The organism is Ligilactobacillus araffinosus DSM 20653, assembly GCF_001435375.1.
Classification (GTDB): Bacteria; Bacillota; Bacilli; order Lactobacillales; family Lactobacillaceae; genus Ligilactobacillus; species Ligilactobacillus araffinosus.
On the sequence record NZ_AYYZ01000008.1, the window covers coordinates 1 to 18,701 of the forward strand.

The window sequence follows — 18,701 nt, forward strand, 5'->3', positions numbered from 1 at the left end:
TAGAGCACTTGGTTTGGGACCAAGGGGTCGCAGGTTCGAATCCTGTTTTCCCGATAGTAGAAGTCATCGCTGATCGGTGATGACTTTTTTACTATCAAAACAAAGATAATAGTACCGGGAAGTAGCTCAGTTTGGTAGAGCACTACGTTCGGGACGTAGGGGTCGCAGGTTCAAATCCTGTTTTCCCGATAATGTAAAGAGGATGGTCCTTTCAAGGTCCATCCTTTTTTGTTATGTTAAGTATTTTTGCAATTTACTATTGTCATCAAGTATAATAAAAGTCAATGTTAGTCAAATAATGGAGGCGATTCAATGCAAAATCGAAATATTTCAGATATTATTGAAAGCTACTTAAAAGAAATCCTTGCAGATTCAAAGCAGATTGAAATTAAACGATCTGAAATTGCAGAACAATTTGATGTTGTTCCCTCACAGATTAATTATGTGATTAAAACCCGATTTAATATCCAAAATGGATACCTTGTTGAGAGTAAACGAGGTGGGGGCGGTTATATTCGAATCGCTAAAGTTAATTTGATCAATAATGTAAATGTAATTGACGATTTGATTGATTACATTGGCGATCACATTAATGCCCGTAAAGGCCTTCAAATCATTCAAAGTTTATATGAAGATAAAGTTTTGACTAAAAAAGAAGCAAATTTAATTTTGGCTGCAATCGATAGTAATACACTTTCGTTTGCAGATAAAAAAGTTGAAGATCAGGTTCGGGCACGGATTTTGATCAGTATATTAAATCGATTAAGGTGTAAAGAATAGGAGGAGCTGATATAAATGGAAAACTACGATTTTACCGCAGCATCGCAACGAGCATTGAAATACATCAACTCATTGAGCATTGGTGATCAAAAACGGCAATTAGGAACAGCCGATCTTCTTTGGGGATTAGCAAATTCAACTCCAAGTATTGCAGCCGTTGTTTTATCTTCAGAAGGTTTATTGTCTAATGAGATCTTAAATGAAATGGAACGCATTGGTAACCATGAGAATGGTGGGAACATCGAAACTAAAGGCGGTTATACTCCAGGATTAAAGGCAACTTTTAAACTGGCAAAAAGAATTGCAGGGTTACTAAAATCTGACAAAATTGGAACCGAGCATTTATTATTAGCGCTTCTTGCAGCTCCGGATTCCCTTGCCGTTCGGATTTTGAAAAACTTGGATATTGACGTTGCAAATGTAAAACGGACAACGTTGCTCCAATTAGGATTTGCTCCATCAGAATTAAGTAGGATTCGCAAAGAAGCGGAAAATCCGCGGAAGAAAAAATCATTGATCGAGGAGCTTGGACGTGACCTTACTAAAATGGCTCGAAATGAGGAAATTGATCCGATTTCAGGACGGGAAAAGGAAATTAATCGGGTAATTGAAATTTTAATGCGGCGGTCCAAAAACAATCCGGTCTTATTAGGAGAACCGGGAGTTGGGAAAACGGCAATTGCAGAAGGGCTCGCCCAACGAATTGCTGATGGTGAAGTTCCAAACGAATTAGCTGATAAAAGAATTGTTTCGCTCGATATGGGAACCTTAGTTGCAGGGACTAAATACCGAGGGGAATTTGAAGATCGTGTAAAAAAGATTCTTCGCGAAATCAAAGATGCTGGCGATATTATTTTATTTGTCGATGAAATGCATACAATGGTTGGAGCTGGAGGTGCTGAAGGAGCAATTGACGCTTCGAATATTATGAAACCGGCTCTTGCACGGGGCGAAATTCAATTATTAGGGGCGACGACCCTTGACGAATACCATAAATATATTGAAAAGGATGCCGCGTTAGAACGTCGGTTTGCAACGGTTAAAGTTGAAGAACCTTCAAAAAATGAAGCGTTTGAAATTATTTCAAATTTACGGGTCGAATATGAAGAGTTTCACCATGTGTTGATTTCAGATGAAGTTATTCAGGCAGCAATCAACTTAAGCAAACGTTACATTCCAGATCGTTTCTTACCAGATAAAGCAATTGATGTTCTTGATGAAGCTGCGGTGCGGGCTCATCTGCGGGATAATCAAAATAATGAAAGCCAAATTGGCCAGTTGCGACTTCAGCAAAAGAAGTTAAAACGAAAAATTGATTTTGATTTAACGACCCGTCATATGGATGATTTAGTGTCAGCCCAAAAGGAATATGAACACAATCAAAAGCAACTTAAGCAATATGAAGAACAAGCAAACGATGAAGATCGTCAAAAAGTTAAGGTTACCTCTGAAGATGTCGCAACGATTATTTCTGAATGGACAAACGTTCCAGTCACGCAGATTTCAAAGACTGAAAGTGAACGCTTATTGAATCTTGAAAAAACATTGCATCAACGGGTAATCGGTCAAAATGAAGCAATCAGTTCAATTGCGAAGGCAATTCGCCGGTCACGTAGTGGATTGGCAGATCCGCATCGACCAATTGGATCGTTTATGTTCTTAGGACCGACGGGAGTTGGAAAGACTGAATTAGCAAAGGCCCTTGCGGCTTCAGTATTTGGTTCAGAAGATTCAATGATTCGAATCGATATGAGCGAATACATGGAGAAGTTTGCATCAAGTCGGTTAGTTGGTGCTCCTCCGGGATATGTTGGGCATGATGAAGGAGGTCAGTTGACCGATAAGGTACGGGAAAATCCGTATTCAGTTGTTTTACTTGATGAAGTTGAAAAAGCTCATCCGGATATTTTCAATTTGCTTTTGCAAGTTTTAGATGATGGTTTTTTGACGGACTCGAAAGGACGGAAAATTGATTTTCGCAATACGATTATCATTATGACGTCGAACTTAGGAGCAACGGATCTGCGCGATGAAAAAGAAGTTGGCTTTGGAGCAGCTACTCCAGAAAATGAGTACCGTGCAATGTCGCAAAAGATTCATCAGCGGTTGAAGCGGACATTCCGTCCAGAATTTTTAAATCGAATTGATGATGTCTTAGTCTTCCATTCACTTTCGAAGGATGAATTGCACCAAATTGTAAAACTGATGGCGCAAAAGGTAATTAAGCGGGTTGCTGTTCAAGGTGTCAACTTAAAAATTACCCCAGCTGCGATCGATACGATTGCAAAGAAGGGGTATAATCCTGAATACGGGGCACGACCATTACGGCGAGCACTTCAAACTGAAGTGGAAGATCGGTTGAGTGAAGCATTACTTTCAGGCGAACTGAATTCAGCTTCAAAGGTAATAATTGGATCGCAAAAAGGAAAAATTACATTGAAAGTAAAAAAATAAAGCGATGATTTATATCATCGCTTTATTTTTTAATTGTTGGGTTATGACTTGGAAGAAAGAAGTCTAAGATAGGCAAAGCTAAGTAGGCGTAAATCGTTAATTTAGGATTAAGCATTGCTAGTGCAATTAGACTGCCATTTAAAATAAACAATAGAATCGTTCGCAGCCGCATTTGGCGGCTGGTGTGTTCTTCGATGATTGTTGCTCGTTCAGCAGGTAGTGTAGATGAAATATGAATTGAAAAAATAATATGACGGAGCCACATTCGTACAAGTTGTGCAATTAAATAAACGATTCCGTAATTTACAACAGCTAAAACGCTGGGCTTTTCGATGATCCATGAGGTCAAAACTGGCAATAAAGTTAGATCTGCAAGGTACATTAGATCAACGATGATGACCCTTTTAGGTGCCTGTTTGATATTACTGAGTAATAAAGTTAGATGGTACCAAAAATTTCCAATTACAAAGAAACTGATCAGGAAGATGGAAATCGATTTAATAAATGCAGGATAAGCGGTTTGCGAATGCGGTACAGGGATTTCTAATGCCAGAATTGTAATGATGATGGCAATGACACCGTCATTAAAAGCTTTAAGGTGCTCCATCATTTTTTCATGAGTTTGTTCTTCGAGTAGTCCAACGTATGAATGGATTTTATTTTGATTGATTTGCTTTTTTTTCATATTGTTTTCTCCCAAACTTAGTTAGTGTTATCTATTATATAACGCAAATGACTGATTTTTAAAGAAATGAAGGTTGACTGATAGATGAAACATTAGTATAATGTTAAAGTATAATTGTAGATCGAAAGTCCAGTGTGATCTATTGTCCACACTGGTAGGTGAAACAAAAATAGTGTAGTTTGAAAATTTCAACGAATCTGTTTTTGGTTTTTTTTTGCCAAAAAAGCCGAAAAAAAGCATTATTTTTGGAATTGTAAACAAATTGTAATATTCGCGATTTACAAAATTTTTGGAGAGGTGAACAACTTGGCAGGACACTTAGTAAAATACGGTAAGCATCGTGTACGCAGAAGTTATTCTCGAATCAAAGAAGTGCTTGATTTACCAAATTTGATCGAGATCCAAACAGATTCCTACAACTGGTTCTTAGATGAAGGCCTTCGGGAAATGTTTGAAGATATTATGCCGATCGATGACTTTGCCGGTACATTATCTTTGGAATTTGTCGATTACCAATTATTAGAACCAAAGTATACCGTTGATGAAGCACGTGAACATGATGCAAACTATTCTGCACCATTACACGTTACTTTACGGTTAACCAATCATGAAACTGGTGAAATTAAATCCCAAGACGTCTTCTTTGGCGACTTCCCATTAATGACAAAGCAAGGAACCTTCATTATTAACGGGGCAGAACGGGTTATTGTTTCACAACTTGTCCGTTCACCAGGGGTATACTACTCTTCAGAATTAGATAAGAACGGTCGCAACATTTATGGAACAACGGTTATTCCTAACCGAGGTGCATGGTTAGAATATGAAACTGACTCAAAGAATGTTGCATATGTCCGGATCGACCGGACACGGAAGATTCCAATGACTGAATTAATTCGGGCATTGGGATACGGATCAGATTCAGAAATCATCGACATGATGGGTGAAACTGATTCATTAATGTTAACCCTTGAAAAAGATGTTCATAAGAACACTGAAGATTCACGGGTTGAAGAATCATTAAAGGATATTTACGAACGGCTACGTCCAGGTGAACCAAAGACGGCTGATTCTTCAAGAAGCTTGTTGACAGCACGTTTCTTTGATCCCAAACGTTATGATTTGGCACCTGTCGGTCGCTACAAGATTAACAAGAAGTTAAGCTTGAAGACTCGTTTGCTGAATACAACGGTTGCTGAAACATTGGCTGATCCTGATACAGGCGAAATCATTGTTAATAAAGGTGACGTAATTGATAAGAAGGTTATGGACAAGCTTGCTCCATACTTAGATCGGGAAGACTTTAAGACGGTTACATACCAACCTTCAGAAGAAGGGGTCGTTCAAGATCCAATGACCCTTCAAGTAATCAAGGTCTACTCAGCTAATGACCCTGAAAAAGTTATTAACATGATCGGCAATGGCAACATCGACTTGAAGTACAAGCACATTACTCCAGCAGATATTATCGCTTCAATGAACTACTTCTTTAACTTACAAGAAGGTTTTGGTTCAACTGATGATATTGATCACTTGGGTAACCGGCGGATTCGTTCAGTTGGTGAATTACTTCAAAATCAATTCCGAATCGGACTTGCGCGGATGGAACGGGTTGTGCGTGAACGGATGTCAATCCAAGATACATCAACCGTTACCCCACAACAATTGATCAACATTCGACCAGTTGTTGCTTCAATCAAGGAATTCTTTGGTAGTTCACAACTTTCACAATTTATGGACCAAACAAACCCATTAGGTAGTTTGGAACACAAGCGGCGGTTATCAGCCTTAGGACCTGGTGGCTTGACACGTGACCGTGCCGGATATGAAGTTCGTGACGTTCACTATACTCACTATGGCCGGATGTGCCCAATTGAAACGCCTGAAGGTCCAAACATTGGGTTGATCAACAACCTTTCATCATATGCTCGGGTTAACAAGTATGGCTTTATCGAAACACCGTACCGGCGCGTTTCATGGGAAACACACAAGGTTACAGATAAAATCGATTACTTAGCTGCCGATGAAGAAGATAACTATGTTGTTGCTCAAGCTAACTCACCGTTGAATGATGATGGTTCATTTGTTGATGACGTTGTTATGGCACGTCACAAAGATGACAACATTGAAGTTTCAATCGACAAGGTTGACTACATGGATGTTTCACCTAAGCAAGTAGTTGCGGTTGCGACAGCATGTATCCCATTCTTGGAAAACGATGATTCAAACCGTGCCTTGATGGGGGCCAACATGCAACGGCAAGCTGTCCCGTTGATTCAACCACATGCTCCATTAGTTGGAACCGGAATTGAATACAAAGCTGCTCACGACTCAGGTGACGCTTTGATTTGCGAACATGATGGGGTTGTTGAATACGTTGATGCTTGTGAAGTTCGTGTTCGGCGTGAAGATGGAACGCTTGATACTTACAAGTTGATGAAGTTCCACCGTTCAAACAGTGGGAAGAACTACAACCAAACACCAATCGTCCGCGTTGGCGAACATGTTAAGGCGGATGAAGTATTGGCTGACGGTCCTGCAATGGAACAAGGTGAATTAGCCTTGGGTCAAAATCCATTGATTGCCTTCATGACATGGGATGGCTATAACTTCGAAGATGCGATTGCCATCAATGAACGGTTGGTTAAGGAAGATGTTTATACTTCAATTCACATTGAAGCTCACGAATCAGAAGCCCGGGATACGAAACTTGGACCGGAAGAAATCACGCGTGAAATTCCAAACGTCGGTGAAGATGCTTTGAAAGACTTGGATGAATTCGGAATCGTTCGGGTCGGTGCTGAAGTTCATGACGGTGATATTTTAGTTGGTAAGGTAACCCCAAAGGGAGTTACTGAATTATCAGCTGAAGAACGGTTATTGCATGCAATCTTTGGTGAAAAAGCACGTGAAGTCCGGGATACCTCACTTCGGGTTCCTCATGGCGGTGGCGGAATTGTTCGTGAAGTTAAGGTATACACCCGTGAAGCCGGCGATGAATTAGCACCTGGAGTTAACCAAATGGTTCGGGTATTCATTGCTCAAAAGCGGAAGTTACAAGTTGGTGATAAGATGGCTGGTCGTCACGGTAACAAAGGGACGGTTTCAGTTGTTATCCCAGAAGAAGATATGCCATTTATGCCTGATGGAACTCCAATTGACATCATGTTGTCACCAATGGGTGTGCCGTCACGGATGAACATCGGACAAGTTCTTGATTTGCACTTAGGAATGGCTGCACGGAAATTAGGAATTCACGTTGCAACGCCTGTTTTCGATGGTGCACGTGATGAAGATATTTGGGATGCCTTTAAGGAAGCTGGTTTGCCAGGCGATGGAAAGAGTATCCTTTATGATGGTCGGACAGGTGAACCATTCGACAACCGAATTGCTGTTGGGGTTATGTATTACATGAAACTGGCACACATGGTTGATGATAAGATTCACTCACGTTCAATCGGGCCTTACTCATTAGTTACTCAACAACCACTTGGTGGGAAAGCTCAATTTGGGGGCCAGCGTTTCGGTGAAATGGAAGTTTGGGCCTTGGAAGCTTATGGTGCTGCTTACACATTGCAAGAAATCTTAACATACAAGTCGGACGACGTTGTTGGCCGTGTTAAGACATATGAAGCAATCGTTAAGGGTGAACCGATTCCACAACCAGGTGTTCCAGAATCATTCCGTGTTCTTGTTAAAGAACTTCAAGCTTTAGGTCTTGATATGAAGGTTCTTGATGCTGATAAGAACGAAATTGAATTGCGCGATATTGACGACGATGACGACAGCGTAATTAATGTTGATGCAGTTGCAAAGCTTAAAGAAAAAGAAGAAAACAAACAAGCTCAAGACGTAATGAAGCAGGAAGAAGATCGGAATCCTGACGAACGGAAAGACGATAATAAGTAATTATTTGTTAACAAAAACTGAAAGAAAAAAATGAAAGGGAGGTCGGTCCTTTGATCGATGTCAATAAATTCGATAGTATGCAAATTGGATTAGCTTCATCAGACAAGATTCGGAGCTGGTCATATGGTGAAGTTAAGAAGCCGGAAACCATCAACTATCGTACATTGAAGCCTGAAAAAGACGGTCTTTTTGATGAACGGATTTTCGGACCTACAAAAGACTGGGAATGTGCCTGCGGAAAGTACAAACGGATTCGTTACAAAGGCGTAGTTTGTGACCGTTGTGGCGTTGAAGTTACTCAAGCAAAGGTTCGGCGTGAACGGATGGGGCACATTGAATTAGCTGCTCCTGTAACTCACATTTGGTACTTCAAAGGAATTCCAAGTCGGATGGGCTTAGTCTTAGACATGAGTCCTCGCGCTTTGGAAGAAATCATCTACTTTGCATCATATGTTGTTACTGACCCAGGTGAAACCCCACTTGAAAAGAAGCAACTTTTGACCGAAGCGGAATACCGTGAAAAGGTAGACGAATACGGAAAAGACGCATTTAAGGCCGGAATGGGTGCTGAAGCTATCCGGACTTTATTGCGGGATGTTGACCTTCAAAGAGAATGCGATGAATTAAAGGAAGAATTGCGTGATGCAACAGGTCAAAAGCGGACCCGCGCTGTTCGGCGGTTGGATATTTTGGAAGCATTCCTTGACTCAGGTAATGAACCTGAATGGATGGTTATGGATGCAATCCCAGTTATCCCACCTGATTTACGGCCGATGGTTCAACTTGAAGGTGGCCGGTTTGCTACATCTGATTTGAACGATTTGTACCGCCGGGTTATTAACCGGAATAACCGGTTAAAACGGTTATTGGACTTAAATGCTCCTGGAATTATCGTTCAAAACGAAAAGCGGATGTTGCAAGAAGCTGTTGACGCCTTGATTGATAACGGTCGGCGGGGTCGTCCAGTAACTGGACCAGGGAACCGTCCGTTGAAGTCACTTTCACACATGTTAAAGGGTAAGCAAGGACGATTCCGTCAAAACTTACTTGGAAAACGTGTTGACTATTCTGGTCGTTCAGTTATTGATGTTGGGCCAAAATTGAAGTTGACTCAAATGGGAATTCCGCATGAAATGGCTTTGGAATTGTTCAAACCATTTATGATGCGTGAACTTGTTAAACGTGATATGGCATCAAATATCAAGAATGCTAAGCGGAAGATTGACCGCCGCGATGAAGATATTTGGGATGTTTTAGATGATGTTATCAAGGGTCACCCAGTATTGCTTAACCGGGCCCCTACACTTCACCGTTTAGGAATTCAAGCCTTTGAACCAGTTTTGGTTGACGGAAAAGCAATGCGGTTGCACCCATTAGCTTGTGAAGCTTATAATGCTGACTTTGATGGGGATCAGATGGCGATCCACGTTCCATTATCTGATGAAGCTCAAGCTGAAGCACGGTTGCTGATGCTTGCTGCTCACCATATTTTGGCACCAAAGGATGGAAAGCCGATCATCTCACCATCACAGGATATGACTATTGGGAACTACTACATTACCCTTGAAGAAAAAGATCGTGAAGGCGAAGGAATGATCTTTAAGGACGTTAACGAAGCTCGGACAGCATACCAAAACAACTATGTTCACTTGCATACACGGATTGGTTTACAAACATCATCACTAGCTGCAAAAGGTAAGCCATTTACTGAGTGGCAAAAGGAACGAATTTTAGTAACAACTGTTGGAAAGGCAATCTTTAACGAAATCTTGCCAGATGACTTTGTATACTTGAATGAACCAACGCAAGAAAACTTGCAAGGTCATATTCCAGACAAATATTTCTTGGAACCAGGCGAAGATATTCATGAATTCTTGAAGAAACAAGATTTGATCGGACCGTTTAAGTCAGGCTTCTTATCAGATATCATTGCCCAAGTTTACAAGGAATACAAAGTAACAGCAGCCTCAGAATTACTTGACCGAATGAAGGATCTTGGCTACTTCGAATCAACGAAGTCAGGATTAACGGTTGGGATTGCTGACGTTACTGTTTTGAAGGAAAAACCAGAAATTATTGCCGAAGCACGGAAGAACGTTGAAGTTGTTAAGAAACAATTCCGGCGTGGGTTGATTACTGAAGACGAACGTTATAACCGGGTCATTGCAATTTGGAATAAGGCCAAAGATGACATCCAAATGAAGTTGGTTGAAAACATGGATCCTTCTAACCCAATCCAAATGATGAGTGACTCAGGTGCGCGTGGTAACATTTCTAACTTTACTCAGTTATCAGGAATGCGTGGTTTGATGGCTGCTCCTAATGGAAAGACCATGGAATTGCCAGTTGTTTCAAACTTCCGTGAAGGACTTTCTGTTTTGGAGATGTTCATTTCTTCACACGGTGCTCGTAAAGGAATGACTGATACGGCTTTGAAGACTGCGAACTCAGGATACTTGACCCGGCGTTTAGTTGATGTTGCTCAAGATGTCATTGTTCGTGAAGAAGACTGTGGAACAGACCGTGGATTAGACGTTTACGCTATCAAAGAAGGTAACGAAATGATCGAACCATTGTATGACCGGATCTTAGGCCGGTACACAATGAAGACGGTTAAGAATCCGGAAACTGGTGAAGTAATTGTTCCAGCAAACACATTAGTTGACGAAGAAATGGCTCAAAAGGTCGTTGATGCAGGTGTTGAAAAGGTAACAATCCGCTCAGCATTTACATGTAACACGCGTCACGGGGTATGTGTTCGTTGCTACGGCCGGAACTTGGCAACTGGCGATGAGGTTGAAGTTGGGGAAGCAGTCGGAACGGTTGCTGCTCAATCAATCGGTGAACCAGGTACGCAATTAACAATGCGGAACTTCCACCAAGGTGGGGTTGCCGGCGACGGTGATATTACTCAAGGGCTTCCTCGTGTTCAAGAATTATTTGAGGCACGAAATCCTAAAGGACGTGCAATCATCAGTGAAGTTACTGGGGTTGTTGATACGGTTGAAGAAAACCCAGCTGAAAGAACAAAGGTTGTTACGGTTGCGGGTGAAACTGATACTCGGACATATGACTTGCCATTCACTTCAGTATTGAAGGTTAAGGAAGGCGACTCAGTCCACCGTGGTGATCCATTGACAGTTGGTTCAATCGATCCGAAGGAATTGATCAAGGTTCGCGATGTCTTATCAACAGAAAACTACATCTTACATGAAATCCAAAAGGTTTACCGGATGCAAGGGGTAGATATTTCAGATAAGCACGTTGAAATCATGACTCGACAAATGCTTCAAAAAGTTCGCATCATGGATCCTGGTGACACATCAATGCTTCCAGGAACATTAATGGATACAAGTGAGTTCATGGATCGTAATGTTGAAACCCTTGTAAAGGGTGGAATTCCTGCAACATCCCGTCCAGTTCTTCTTGGAATTACAAAGGCTGCTTTGGAAACGAATAGTTTCTTATCTGCAGCATCATTCCAAGAAACAACGCGGGTATTGACTGATGCGGCAATTCGTGGGAAAAATGATCCATTAGTTGGTTTGAAAGAAAATGTTATTATTGGAAAGACAATTCCTGCTGGTACTGGAATGAAGAAGTATCATGATATTCAGCCAGAAGAAACAGGACTTGCAACTGACAATGTTTATTCAATTTCAGATGTTGCCAAGCAAATCGGGGTTGAAGAAAGTACTGAATTGCCAAACCAAAAATAATGAATATTTAAAAATGGTAATCTCGTTAGAGATTACCATTTTTTTATTTTGCTGAAATAATTAAAACGGACTGAATTGTAAAGGAAACAACGGATTGAGACTTAAAATTATTATCACACCAATCAAAAGCCAGGGAATAAAAGGCAGGATGGTTTGATTTGAAAATTTTAACGCAAAGAAAGCTCCGCAAGAAGCGATTAAGATGATTATTGCAAGGGTAACGGGTGTAAATAAAATACTAAATAAACCTATTAAACAGGTGTCAGCCCATCCAAAGTAATTGTTAAGTGATAAAATTGCGAGGCTTCCACAGATGATGATCCACAATTCGATTTGAATTAGATGAATCTTGAAAATTCGATCAATAAAAATTAAGAGCACACCACTACCGCCGCCAAGTAAAAACTTAAGAGAGACAGTTTTGGTGAAAAAGTCTTCCAATGCTAAAATTAAAAGCCAAGTTAACAAGAGACAAAATTGAATTGCAGGCCACACTGAAAAGAATAAAAATAGATGAACAAAAAATATCCCGCCGAGAAATTCACCAATCGGATACGCAATTGAAATTGGAAAATGACAATTAATACATTTTCCAGCCTGGAATAAGTATCCAAAAATCGGAATCAATTGCCACCATTTAAGATGCTGATGACAATGATCACAAATAGATTGCTGAGCAGTCAATGTTTGATCGACGAAACGAATTGCCTGGCACATTGCGAACGAAACGCATGCGGCTCCTAAAATAAAAGCAATAATTAACATATAATTCCTCCTAAATATAATTACGAAATTTAAAATTATTTTTGAAATTGAATTGACATCAAAAATGCTCTGTGATAAATTAAAAAAGGTGCTTTATGAGAACTGTTTAGCACAGTAATATCTCACGCCGAGTTTTTTTATAATTAAAAAAGAAACTCCTGGGTGTGTGTACTAGAAAAATGACAATTAAGGAAGGAGGAAGCTTTAGATGCCTACAATTAACCAATTAGTTCGTAAAGGTCGTAAGTCTAAAGGTTCAAAATCTAATTCCCCAGCTTTAAACTTTGGGTACAACAGTTACAAAAAAGTTCAAACAAACAATCCAGCTCCACAAAAGCGTGGGGTTGCAACTCGTGTTGGTACGATGACACCAAAGAAGCCTAACTCAGCTTTGCGGAAGTACGCTCGTGTACGTTTGTCAAACTTGATCGAAGTTACAGCTTACATTCCAGGTATTGGTCACAACTTGCAAGAACACAGCGTTGTTTTGATTCGTGGTGGCCGTGTAAAAGACTTGCCTGGTGTTCGTTACCATGTTATCCGTGGCGCTTTGGATACAGCTGGTGTTGAAGGCCGGATGCAAAGCCGTTCAAAATATGGTGCAAAGAAGCCTAAGAAGAAATAATCAATACTTATTTTAGGAGGTAGAGCATATGCCAAGAAAAGGTCCTGCAGCAAAACGCGAAGTACCTGAAGATCCAATTTATCATTCACAATTGGTTACAAGTTTAATTAACCACCTTATGTTAGATGGTAAGCGTGGTACAGCTTCAAAGATTTTATACGAAGCATTTGATATGATCAAAGAAAAGACTGGCAAGGATCCATTGGAAGTCTTTGAACAAGCAATGGAAAACGTTATGCCTGTTTTGGAAGTTAAGGCCCGCCGGATTGGTGGTTCTAACTACCAAGTTCCGATCGAAGTACGTCCAGACCGTCGTCGTACATTAGGTTTACGTTGGATTGTAAACTACGCTCGTCTTCGTGGTGAACACACAATGTCTGAACGTTTAGCAAAAGAAATTATGGATGCAGCTAACAATACTGGTGCTTCTGTTAAGAAACGTGAAGATACACACAAGATGGCTGATGCAAACCGTGCATTCGCACACTATCGTTGGTAATATTTTGTGGAATGGCTGTTATAGATTCTTTTATCCTATAATAGTCATTTTTTTGAAAATTCAATTGATTTAATAATTGGAAGGAGAGAATAATTCCATGGCTAATAAACGTGAATTCCCTTTGGAAAAAACACGTAATATCGGGATCGTAGCTCACATCGATGCTGGTAAAACAACTACAACAGAACGTATTCTTTACTATACAGGTAAAATTCACAAAATTGGTGAAACACATGATGGTGCTTCACAAATGGACTGGATGGAACAAGAACAAGAACGTGGGATCACAATCACATCAGCTGCTACAACAGCTCAATGGAAAGATCACCGAATCAACATCATTGATACCCCAGGGCACGTTGACTTCACAATCGAAGTTGAACGTTCACTTCGTGTCTTAGACGGGGCCGTTGTTGTTTTGGATGCCCAATCAGGGGTAGAACCACAAACTGAAAACGTATGGCGCCAAGCAAATACATACGGAGTTCCACGGATCGTCTTCGTTAACAAGATGGATAAGATCGGTGCTAACTTCGATTATTCAGTAGATACAATTCGCGATCGTCTTCAAGCAAACCCATTGCCAGTTCAAATGCCAATCGGTGCTGAAGATGAATTCGAAGGGGTTATCGACTTAATCGAAATGAAGGCTGACCTTTATGATGAAGATAAGTTAGGTTCAAAGTGGGATACAGTTGATATCCCAGAAGAATATCGCGAAGAAGCTGAAAAGCGTCGTGAAGAAATGATCGAACAAATCGCTGATGTTGATGATGAAATCATGGAAAAATATCTTGGCGGTGAAGAAATTTCAAACGATGAACTTCGCGCAGCAATTCGTCGTGGAACATTAGCATTAGACCTCTTCCCAGTATTTGCTGGTTCAGCATTTAAGAACAAAGGTGTTCAAATGATGCTTGATGGGGTTAATGATTACTTACCATCACCATTAGATGTTAAACCATATACAGCTACAGATCCTGATACAGGTGAAGAAGTTGACTTGATTGCTGATGACTCAAAGCCATTTGCCGGTTTAGCATTTAAGATTGCAACTGACCCATTTGTTGGTCGTTTAACATACTTACGGGTTTACACAGGTACTTTGGAAGCTGGCTCATACGTATTGAACGCTACAAAGGGCAAGCGTGAACGTGTCGGTCGTTTATTGCAAATGCACTCAAATCACCGTACAGAAATCCCAGAAGTATTCTCAGGTGATATTGCAGCCGCAATTGGTTTGAAAGATACAACAACTGGGGACTCATTAACAGACCCAGATCACCCATTGATTCTTGAATCAATGGAATTCCCAGATCCGGTTATCCAAGTTTCAGTTGAACCGAAGTCAAAAGCTGACCAAGATAAGATGGATGTTGCTTTGCAAAAGCTTGCTGAAGAAGACCCATCATTCAAGGCTGAAACAAACCAAGAAACTGGTGAAACATTGATTGCCGGAATGGGTGAATTGCACTTGGATATCATCGTTGACCGGATGAAGCGTGAATTCCACGTCGAAGCTAAAGTCGGCGAACCACAAGTTGCTTACCGTGAAACATTTACAAAGCAAGTATCTGCTCAAGGTAAGTTTGTTCGTCAATCAGGTGGTAAAGGTCAATATGGTGATGTTTGGATCGAATTCACACCAAATGAAGAGGGTAAAGGCTTTGAATTCGAAGATGCCATCGTTGGTGGGGTTGTTCCTCGTGAATACATTCCTTCAGTTGAACAAGGCTTGAAGGAAGCTATGCAAAACGGTGTCTTGGCTGGTTATCCGTTGATCGACGTTAAGGCGAAGTTATATGATGGTAGTTACCACGAAGTTGACTCAAGTGAAGCAGCCTTCAAAGTTGCTGCATCATTAGCATTGAAGAACGCTGCAGCTAAGGCGGGCGCAGTTATCCTTGAACCAATCATGAAGGTTGAAATCGTATGTCCTGAAGACAACTTGGGTGATGTTATGGGACACGTTACAGCTCGTCGTGGTCGAGTTGACGGAATGGAAGCGCGTGGCGGTTCAGAAGTTGTTAATGCTTATGTACCATTGGCTGAAATGTTTGGTTACGCAACAACATTACGTTCAGCAACACAAGGTCGTGGAACATTCACAATGACAATGGATCACTATGAACCAGTTCCGAAGTCAATTCAAGAAGAAATTATTAAAAAGAACGGCGGTAACGCTGGTTAATAATTGAATAGTAAAAAGTCATGCAAAAGCATGGCTTTTTATTTTTGCCTTATAATAGGTAAAGGAATTCTTATAGTAAAATGGAAATCAGAAAAATTCTTGCTTTTTCGTATACATTGTAATAAACTATTAAGGTACTTGCGATTTCGTAAGTATTTTGTTCTGTGTTTATAAATAAGCTAAGATGTGAAAGGTTGCGACACACCCGGCCGCTTTGCCACGAGTGAATCGGTAATTTTCACGGAGCTAGTCTTATTTTAAAAATAGACGAAGGAGGGAACATCATGGCAAAACAAAAAATTCGTATTCGTTTAAAAGCATACGAACATCGTATTTTAGATCAATCTGCTGATAAGATTGTTGAAACAGCAAAGAGAACAGGTGCCCAAATCTCAGGCCCGATTCCTTTGCCAACAGAACGGACGTTATACACGGTTATCCGTTCACCACACAAATATAAGGATTCACGTGAACAATTCGAAATGCGCACTCACAAGCGTTTAATCGATATTGTAAATCCTACACCAAAGACAGTTGATTCATTGATGAAACTTGATTTACCATCAGGTGTAGATATCGAAATCAAATTATAATTTTAAATTAGTTAAATTGGAGGTGTACTCATGACCACAAAAGGAATCTTAGGAAAAAAGGTAGGTATGACACAAGTCTTTACTGAAGATGGGGAATTAGTACCTGTAACTGTTGTTGAAGTTGGCTCAAACGTCGTTATGCAAGTTAAGACAATGGAAAATGATGGTTACGAAGCAATTCAATTAGGTTTTGATGACCAACGTGAAGTTAAGGCTAACAAACCTGCTAAAGGTCATGCAGCAAAAGCTAAAACTGCTCCTAAGCGCTTCGTTCGTGAAATTCGCGGTGTAGAGCTTGGAGAATATAACGTTGGTGACGAAATCAAAGCTGATATTTTCGAAGCTGGCGAATTTGTAGATGTAACAGGTACTTCAAAGGGACACGGTTTCCAAGGTAACATCAAACGTTGGGGCCAAAGTCGCGGACCTATGGCACACGGTTCTCGTTATCACCGTCGTCCAGGTTCAATGGGTTCAATTATTAACCGTGTATTCCCTGGTAAGGTATTACCTGGTCGCATGGGTGGCAAACGAGTTACAATCCAAAACTTGGAAATCGTTAAAGCTGATACAGAAAATGGTGTACTTTTAATCAAAGGTAACATTCCAGGCGCAAACAAGTCATTTGTTACTATTAAAAGTACAGTGAAATAATTAGATGAAGGGAGGAAACTTACATGCCAAAGGTTACATTATTCAACCAAGACGGTAGCAAGAACGGTGAAGTTTCATTAAACGACACAGTTTTTGGTATCGAACCAAACGACAGCGTAATTTTTGATGCTGTATTGATGCAACGTGCTTCAATGCGTCAAGGTACACACGCTGTAAAGAACAGAAGTGCCGTACGTGGCGGTGGTAAGAAGCCATGGCGTCAAAAGGGTACAGGTCGTGCCCGTCAAGGTTCAATCCGTTCACCACAATGGGTAGGCGGTGGTACCGTATTCGGACCAACACCTCGTTCATACGCTTACAAACTTCCACGCAAAGTTCGTCGCTTAGCTATTAAATCAGTACTTTCACAAAAGGTATTAGATGAAGGCTTAGTTGTTGTTAACGAATTAAAATTCGAACAACCAAGAACAAAAGCATTTGCAGAAGTTTTAAGCAACTTAGATGTTAATTCAAAGGTATTAGTAGTTCTTGAAGATGACAATGCAAACGCTGCTTTAGCTGCACGGAATTTAAAGAATGTTACTGTTATCCCAGCTAAAGGTTTGAACGTCTTAGATGTTATCAACAACGATAAGATGGTCATCACTAAAGGAGCTCTTTCTCAAGTAGAGGAGGTTCTTGCATAATGGAATCACGCGATGTAATTTTACGTCCAGTTATTACAGAAGCTTCAATGGCTGATATGGACGATAAACGCTATACATTTGATGTTGATACACGTGCGACAAAGACACAAGTCAAGAGTGCGGTTGAAGACATCTTTGATGTTAAGGTTGCTAAGGTTAACATTATGAATGTTAAGGGTAAAAAGAAGCGCATGGGTCGTTATGAAGGCTACACAAAGAAGCGCCGCAAAGCAATCGTTACATTAACATCAGATTCAAAAGAAATTAAATTATTCGACGAAGAATAATAATATTAAGTAATAGGAGGAAAACACAGTGGGGATCAAGAAATATAAACCAACTTCTAACGGTCGCCGGAATATGACTGGTTCAGACTTTGCTGAAATTACAAAGACAACACCAGAAAAGTCATTACTTGTTTCAAAAAGCAAGACAGCTGGCCGGAATTCATATGGTCACATTACAGTTCGTCACCGTGGTGGCGGTCACAAACGTAAGTACCGTGTGATTGATTTTAAGCGGAACAAAGATAATGTTCCTGCAACAGTAAAAGCAATTGAATATGATCCAAACCGTTCAGCAAACATTGCATTGTTAGTTTATGCTGATGGTACAAAATCATATATCCTTGCTCCTAAGGGCCTCGAAGTAGGCCAAAAGGTTCAATCAGGTAAGGATGCAGATATTAAGGTTGGTAACGCACTTCCATTGGAAAACATTCCTGTTGGTACAGTTATCCACAATATCGAATTAAAGCCAGGTAAAGGTGGACAATTAGTTCGTTCAGCTGGTACATCAGCACAATTACTTGGTAAGGAAGGCAAGTATGCCATTGTTCGTTTGACATCAGGCGAAACACGGATGATCTTAATTTCATGCCGGGCAACAATTGGTGCCGTAGGTAACGAACAACACGAATTGATCAATATTGGTAAAGCCGGACGTTCACGTTGGATGGGTAAGCGGCCTCAATCACGTGGTTCTGTAATGAACCCTAACGATCACCCTCATGGTGGTGGTGAAGGTAAAGCTCCAGTTGGTCGTCCATCACCATTATCACCATGGGGTAAGAAGACAACTGGTCTTAAGACTCGTTCAAAGAAGGCAAAATCAAACAAATTTATCGTTCGTTCACGTCACAAGAAATAATTGCCTATAAGGTAATTATCTGAAAGGAGGACAA

14 protein-coding genes and 1 tRNA gene are annotated in these 18,701 nt (G+C 40.6%); 13 read left to right on the top strand and 2 right to left on the bottom strand.

Annotation, left to right across the window (positions count from 1 at the left end; translation table 11 throughout):
* The first annotated feature begins 115 nt into the window (after window positions 1-115).
* From FC64_RS01315 to FC64_RS01325, 3 genes are all read left to right on the top strand, one after another.
* A tRNA-Pro gene (locus tag FC64_RS01315) sits at window positions 116-189 on the top strand.
* Window positions 190-312: 123 nt separating this feature from the next.
* Window positions 313-780 (top strand): CtsR family transcriptional regulator, encoded by a 468-nt coding sequence (locus FC64_RS01320; RefSeq protein ID WP_057906198.1) that lies wholly within the window; start codon window positions 313-315, stop codon window positions 778-780.
* 15 nt (window positions 781-795) lie between these two features.
* Entirely contained in the window at window positions 796-3,234 is a 2,439-nt protein-coding gene (locus FC64_RS01325) for an ATP-dependent Clp protease ATP-binding subunit (protein WP_057906199.1), read from the top strand.
* 22 nt (window positions 3,235-3,256) lie between these two features.
* Here FC64_RS01325 and FC64_RS01330 read toward each other — a convergent pair whose 3' ends face one another.
* The gene (locus FC64_RS01330; RefSeq protein WP_057906200.1) at window positions 3,257-3,919 is read right to left on the bottom strand and encodes a TMEM175 family protein; all 663 of its coding nucleotides are present in this window, start codon (window positions 3,917-3,919) and stop codon (window positions 3,257-3,259) included.
* Between the two features lie 297 nt (window positions 3,920-4,216).
* On the opposite strand from FC64_RS01330, the gene rpoB reads away from it, so the two are divergent.
* The gene (gene rpoB / locus FC64_RS01335) at window positions 4,217-7,825 is read left to right on the top strand and encodes a DNA-directed RNA polymerase subunit beta (protein ID WP_202987232.1); all 3,609 of its coding nucleotides are present in this window, start codon (window positions 4,217-4,219) and stop codon (window positions 7,823-7,825) included.
* A gap of 50 nt (window positions 7,826-7,875) precedes the next feature.
* A complete protein-coding gene (gene rpoC, locus FC64_RS01340) occupies window positions 7,876-11,544 on the top strand; it encodes a DNA-directed RNA polymerase subunit beta' (protein WP_057906202.1) in 3,669 nt (1,222 codons plus the stop codon).
* Window positions 11,545-11,604: 60 nt separating this feature from the next.
* Here rpoC and FC64_RS01345 read toward each other — a convergent pair whose 3' ends face one another.
* A complete protein-coding gene (locus FC64_RS01345; RefSeq protein WP_057906203.1) occupies window positions 11,605-12,309 on the bottom strand; it encodes a prepilin peptidase in 705 nt (234 codons plus the stop codon).
* Window positions 12,310-12,517: 208 nt separating this feature from the next.
* Between FC64_RS01345 and rpsL the strand changes: the two genes are divergently transcribed.
* From rpsL to rplB, 8 genes are all read left to right on the top strand, one after another.
* Window positions 12,518-12,934, top strand: a complete 417-nt coding sequence (gene rpsL / locus FC64_RS01350; RefSeq protein ID WP_057906204.1) for a 30S ribosomal protein S12 — start codon at window positions 12,518-12,520, stop codon at window positions 12,932-12,934.
* Between the two features lie 28 nt (window positions 12,935-12,962).
* Window positions 12,963-13,433: a 30S ribosomal protein S7 gene (gene rpsG / locus FC64_RS01355; RefSeq protein ID WP_057826625.1), complete on the top strand. Its 471-nt coding sequence runs from the start codon at window positions 12,963-12,965 to the stop codon at window positions 13,431-13,433.
* A gap of 97 nt (window positions 13,434-13,530) precedes the next feature.
* A complete protein-coding gene (fusA, locus tag FC64_RS01360; protein ID WP_057906205.1) occupies window positions 13,531-15,624 on the top strand; it encodes an elongation factor G in 2,094 nt (697 codons plus the stop codon).
* A gap of 284 nt (window positions 15,625-15,908) precedes the next feature.
* On the top strand, window positions 15,909-16,217 hold the full coding sequence (rpsJ, locus tag FC64_RS01365) for a 30S ribosomal protein S10 (protein WP_023859562.1): 309 nt from the start codon (window positions 15,909-15,911) through the stop codon (window positions 16,215-16,217).
* Window positions 16,218-16,247: 30 nt separating this feature from the next.
* The gene (gene rplC, locus FC64_RS01370; protein ID WP_057906206.1) at window positions 16,248-16,871 is read left to right on the top strand and encodes a 50S ribosomal protein L3; all 624 of its coding nucleotides are present in this window, start codon (window positions 16,248-16,250) and stop codon (window positions 16,869-16,871) included.
* A gap of 23 nt (window positions 16,872-16,894) precedes the next feature.
* On the top strand, window positions 16,895-17,518 hold the full coding sequence (gene rplD, locus FC64_RS01375) for a 50S ribosomal protein L4 (protein WP_057826629.1): 624 nt from the start codon (window positions 16,895-16,897) through the stop codon (window positions 17,516-17,518).
* Window positions 17,518-17,805 (top strand): 50S ribosomal protein L23, encoded by a 288-nt coding sequence (rplW, locus tag FC64_RS01380; RefSeq protein ID WP_057906207.1) that lies wholly within the window; start codon window positions 17,518-17,520, stop codon window positions 17,803-17,805. Before rplD ends, rplW begins: the two co-directional genes overlap by 1 nt.
* Window positions 17,806-17,833: 28 nt before the next feature.
* The gene (rplB, locus tag FC64_RS01385; protein ID WP_057826631.1) at window positions 17,834-18,667 is read left to right on the top strand and encodes a 50S ribosomal protein L2; all 834 of its coding nucleotides are present in this window, start codon (window positions 17,834-17,836) and stop codon (window positions 18,665-18,667) included.
* Window positions 18,668-18,701 lie beyond the last annotated feature (34 nt).

Excerpts from the sequence above, each read along its gene's own strand:
- FC64_RS01320 (WP_057906198.1), top strand. The coding sequence starts at position 313 with ATGCAAAATCGAAATATTTCAGATATTATTGAAAGCTACTTAAAAGAA.
- FC64_RS01325 (WP_057906199.1), top strand. The coding sequence starts at position 796 with ATGGAAAACTACGATTTTACCGCAGCATCGCAACGAGCATTGAAATAC.
- FC64_RS01330 (WP_057906200.1), bottom strand. The coding sequence starts at position 3,919 with ATGAAAAAAAAGCAAATCAATCAAAATAAAATCCATTCATACGTTGGA.
- FC64_RS01345 (WP_057906203.1), bottom strand. The coding sequence starts at position 12,309 with ATGTTAATTATTGCTTTTATTTTAGGAGCCGCATGCGTTTCGTTCGCA.
- rpsL (WP_057906204.1), top strand. The coding sequence starts at position 12,518 with ATGCCTACAATTAACCAATTAGTTCGTAAAGGTCGTAAGTCTAAAGGT.
- rpsG (WP_057826625.1), top strand. The coding sequence starts at position 12,963 with ATGCCAAGAAAAGGTCCTGCAGCAAAACGCGAAGTACCTGAAGATCCA.
- fusA (WP_057906205.1), top strand. The coding sequence starts at position 13,531 with ATGGCTAATAAACGTGAATTCCCTTTGGAAAAAACACGTAATATCGGG.
- rpsJ (WP_023859562.1), top strand. The coding sequence starts at position 15,909 with ATGGCAAAACAAAAAATTCGTATTCGTTTAAAAGCATACGAACATCGT.
- rplC (WP_057906206.1), top strand. The coding sequence starts at position 16,248 with ATGACCACAAAAGGAATCTTAGGAAAAAAGGTAGGTATGACACAAGTC.
- rplD (WP_057826629.1), top strand. The coding sequence starts at position 16,895 with ATGCCAAAGGTTACATTATTCAACCAAGACGGTAGCAAGAACGGTGAA.
- rplW (WP_057906207.1), top strand. The coding sequence starts at position 17,518 with ATGGAATCACGCGATGTAATTTTACGTCCAGTTATTACAGAAGCTTCA.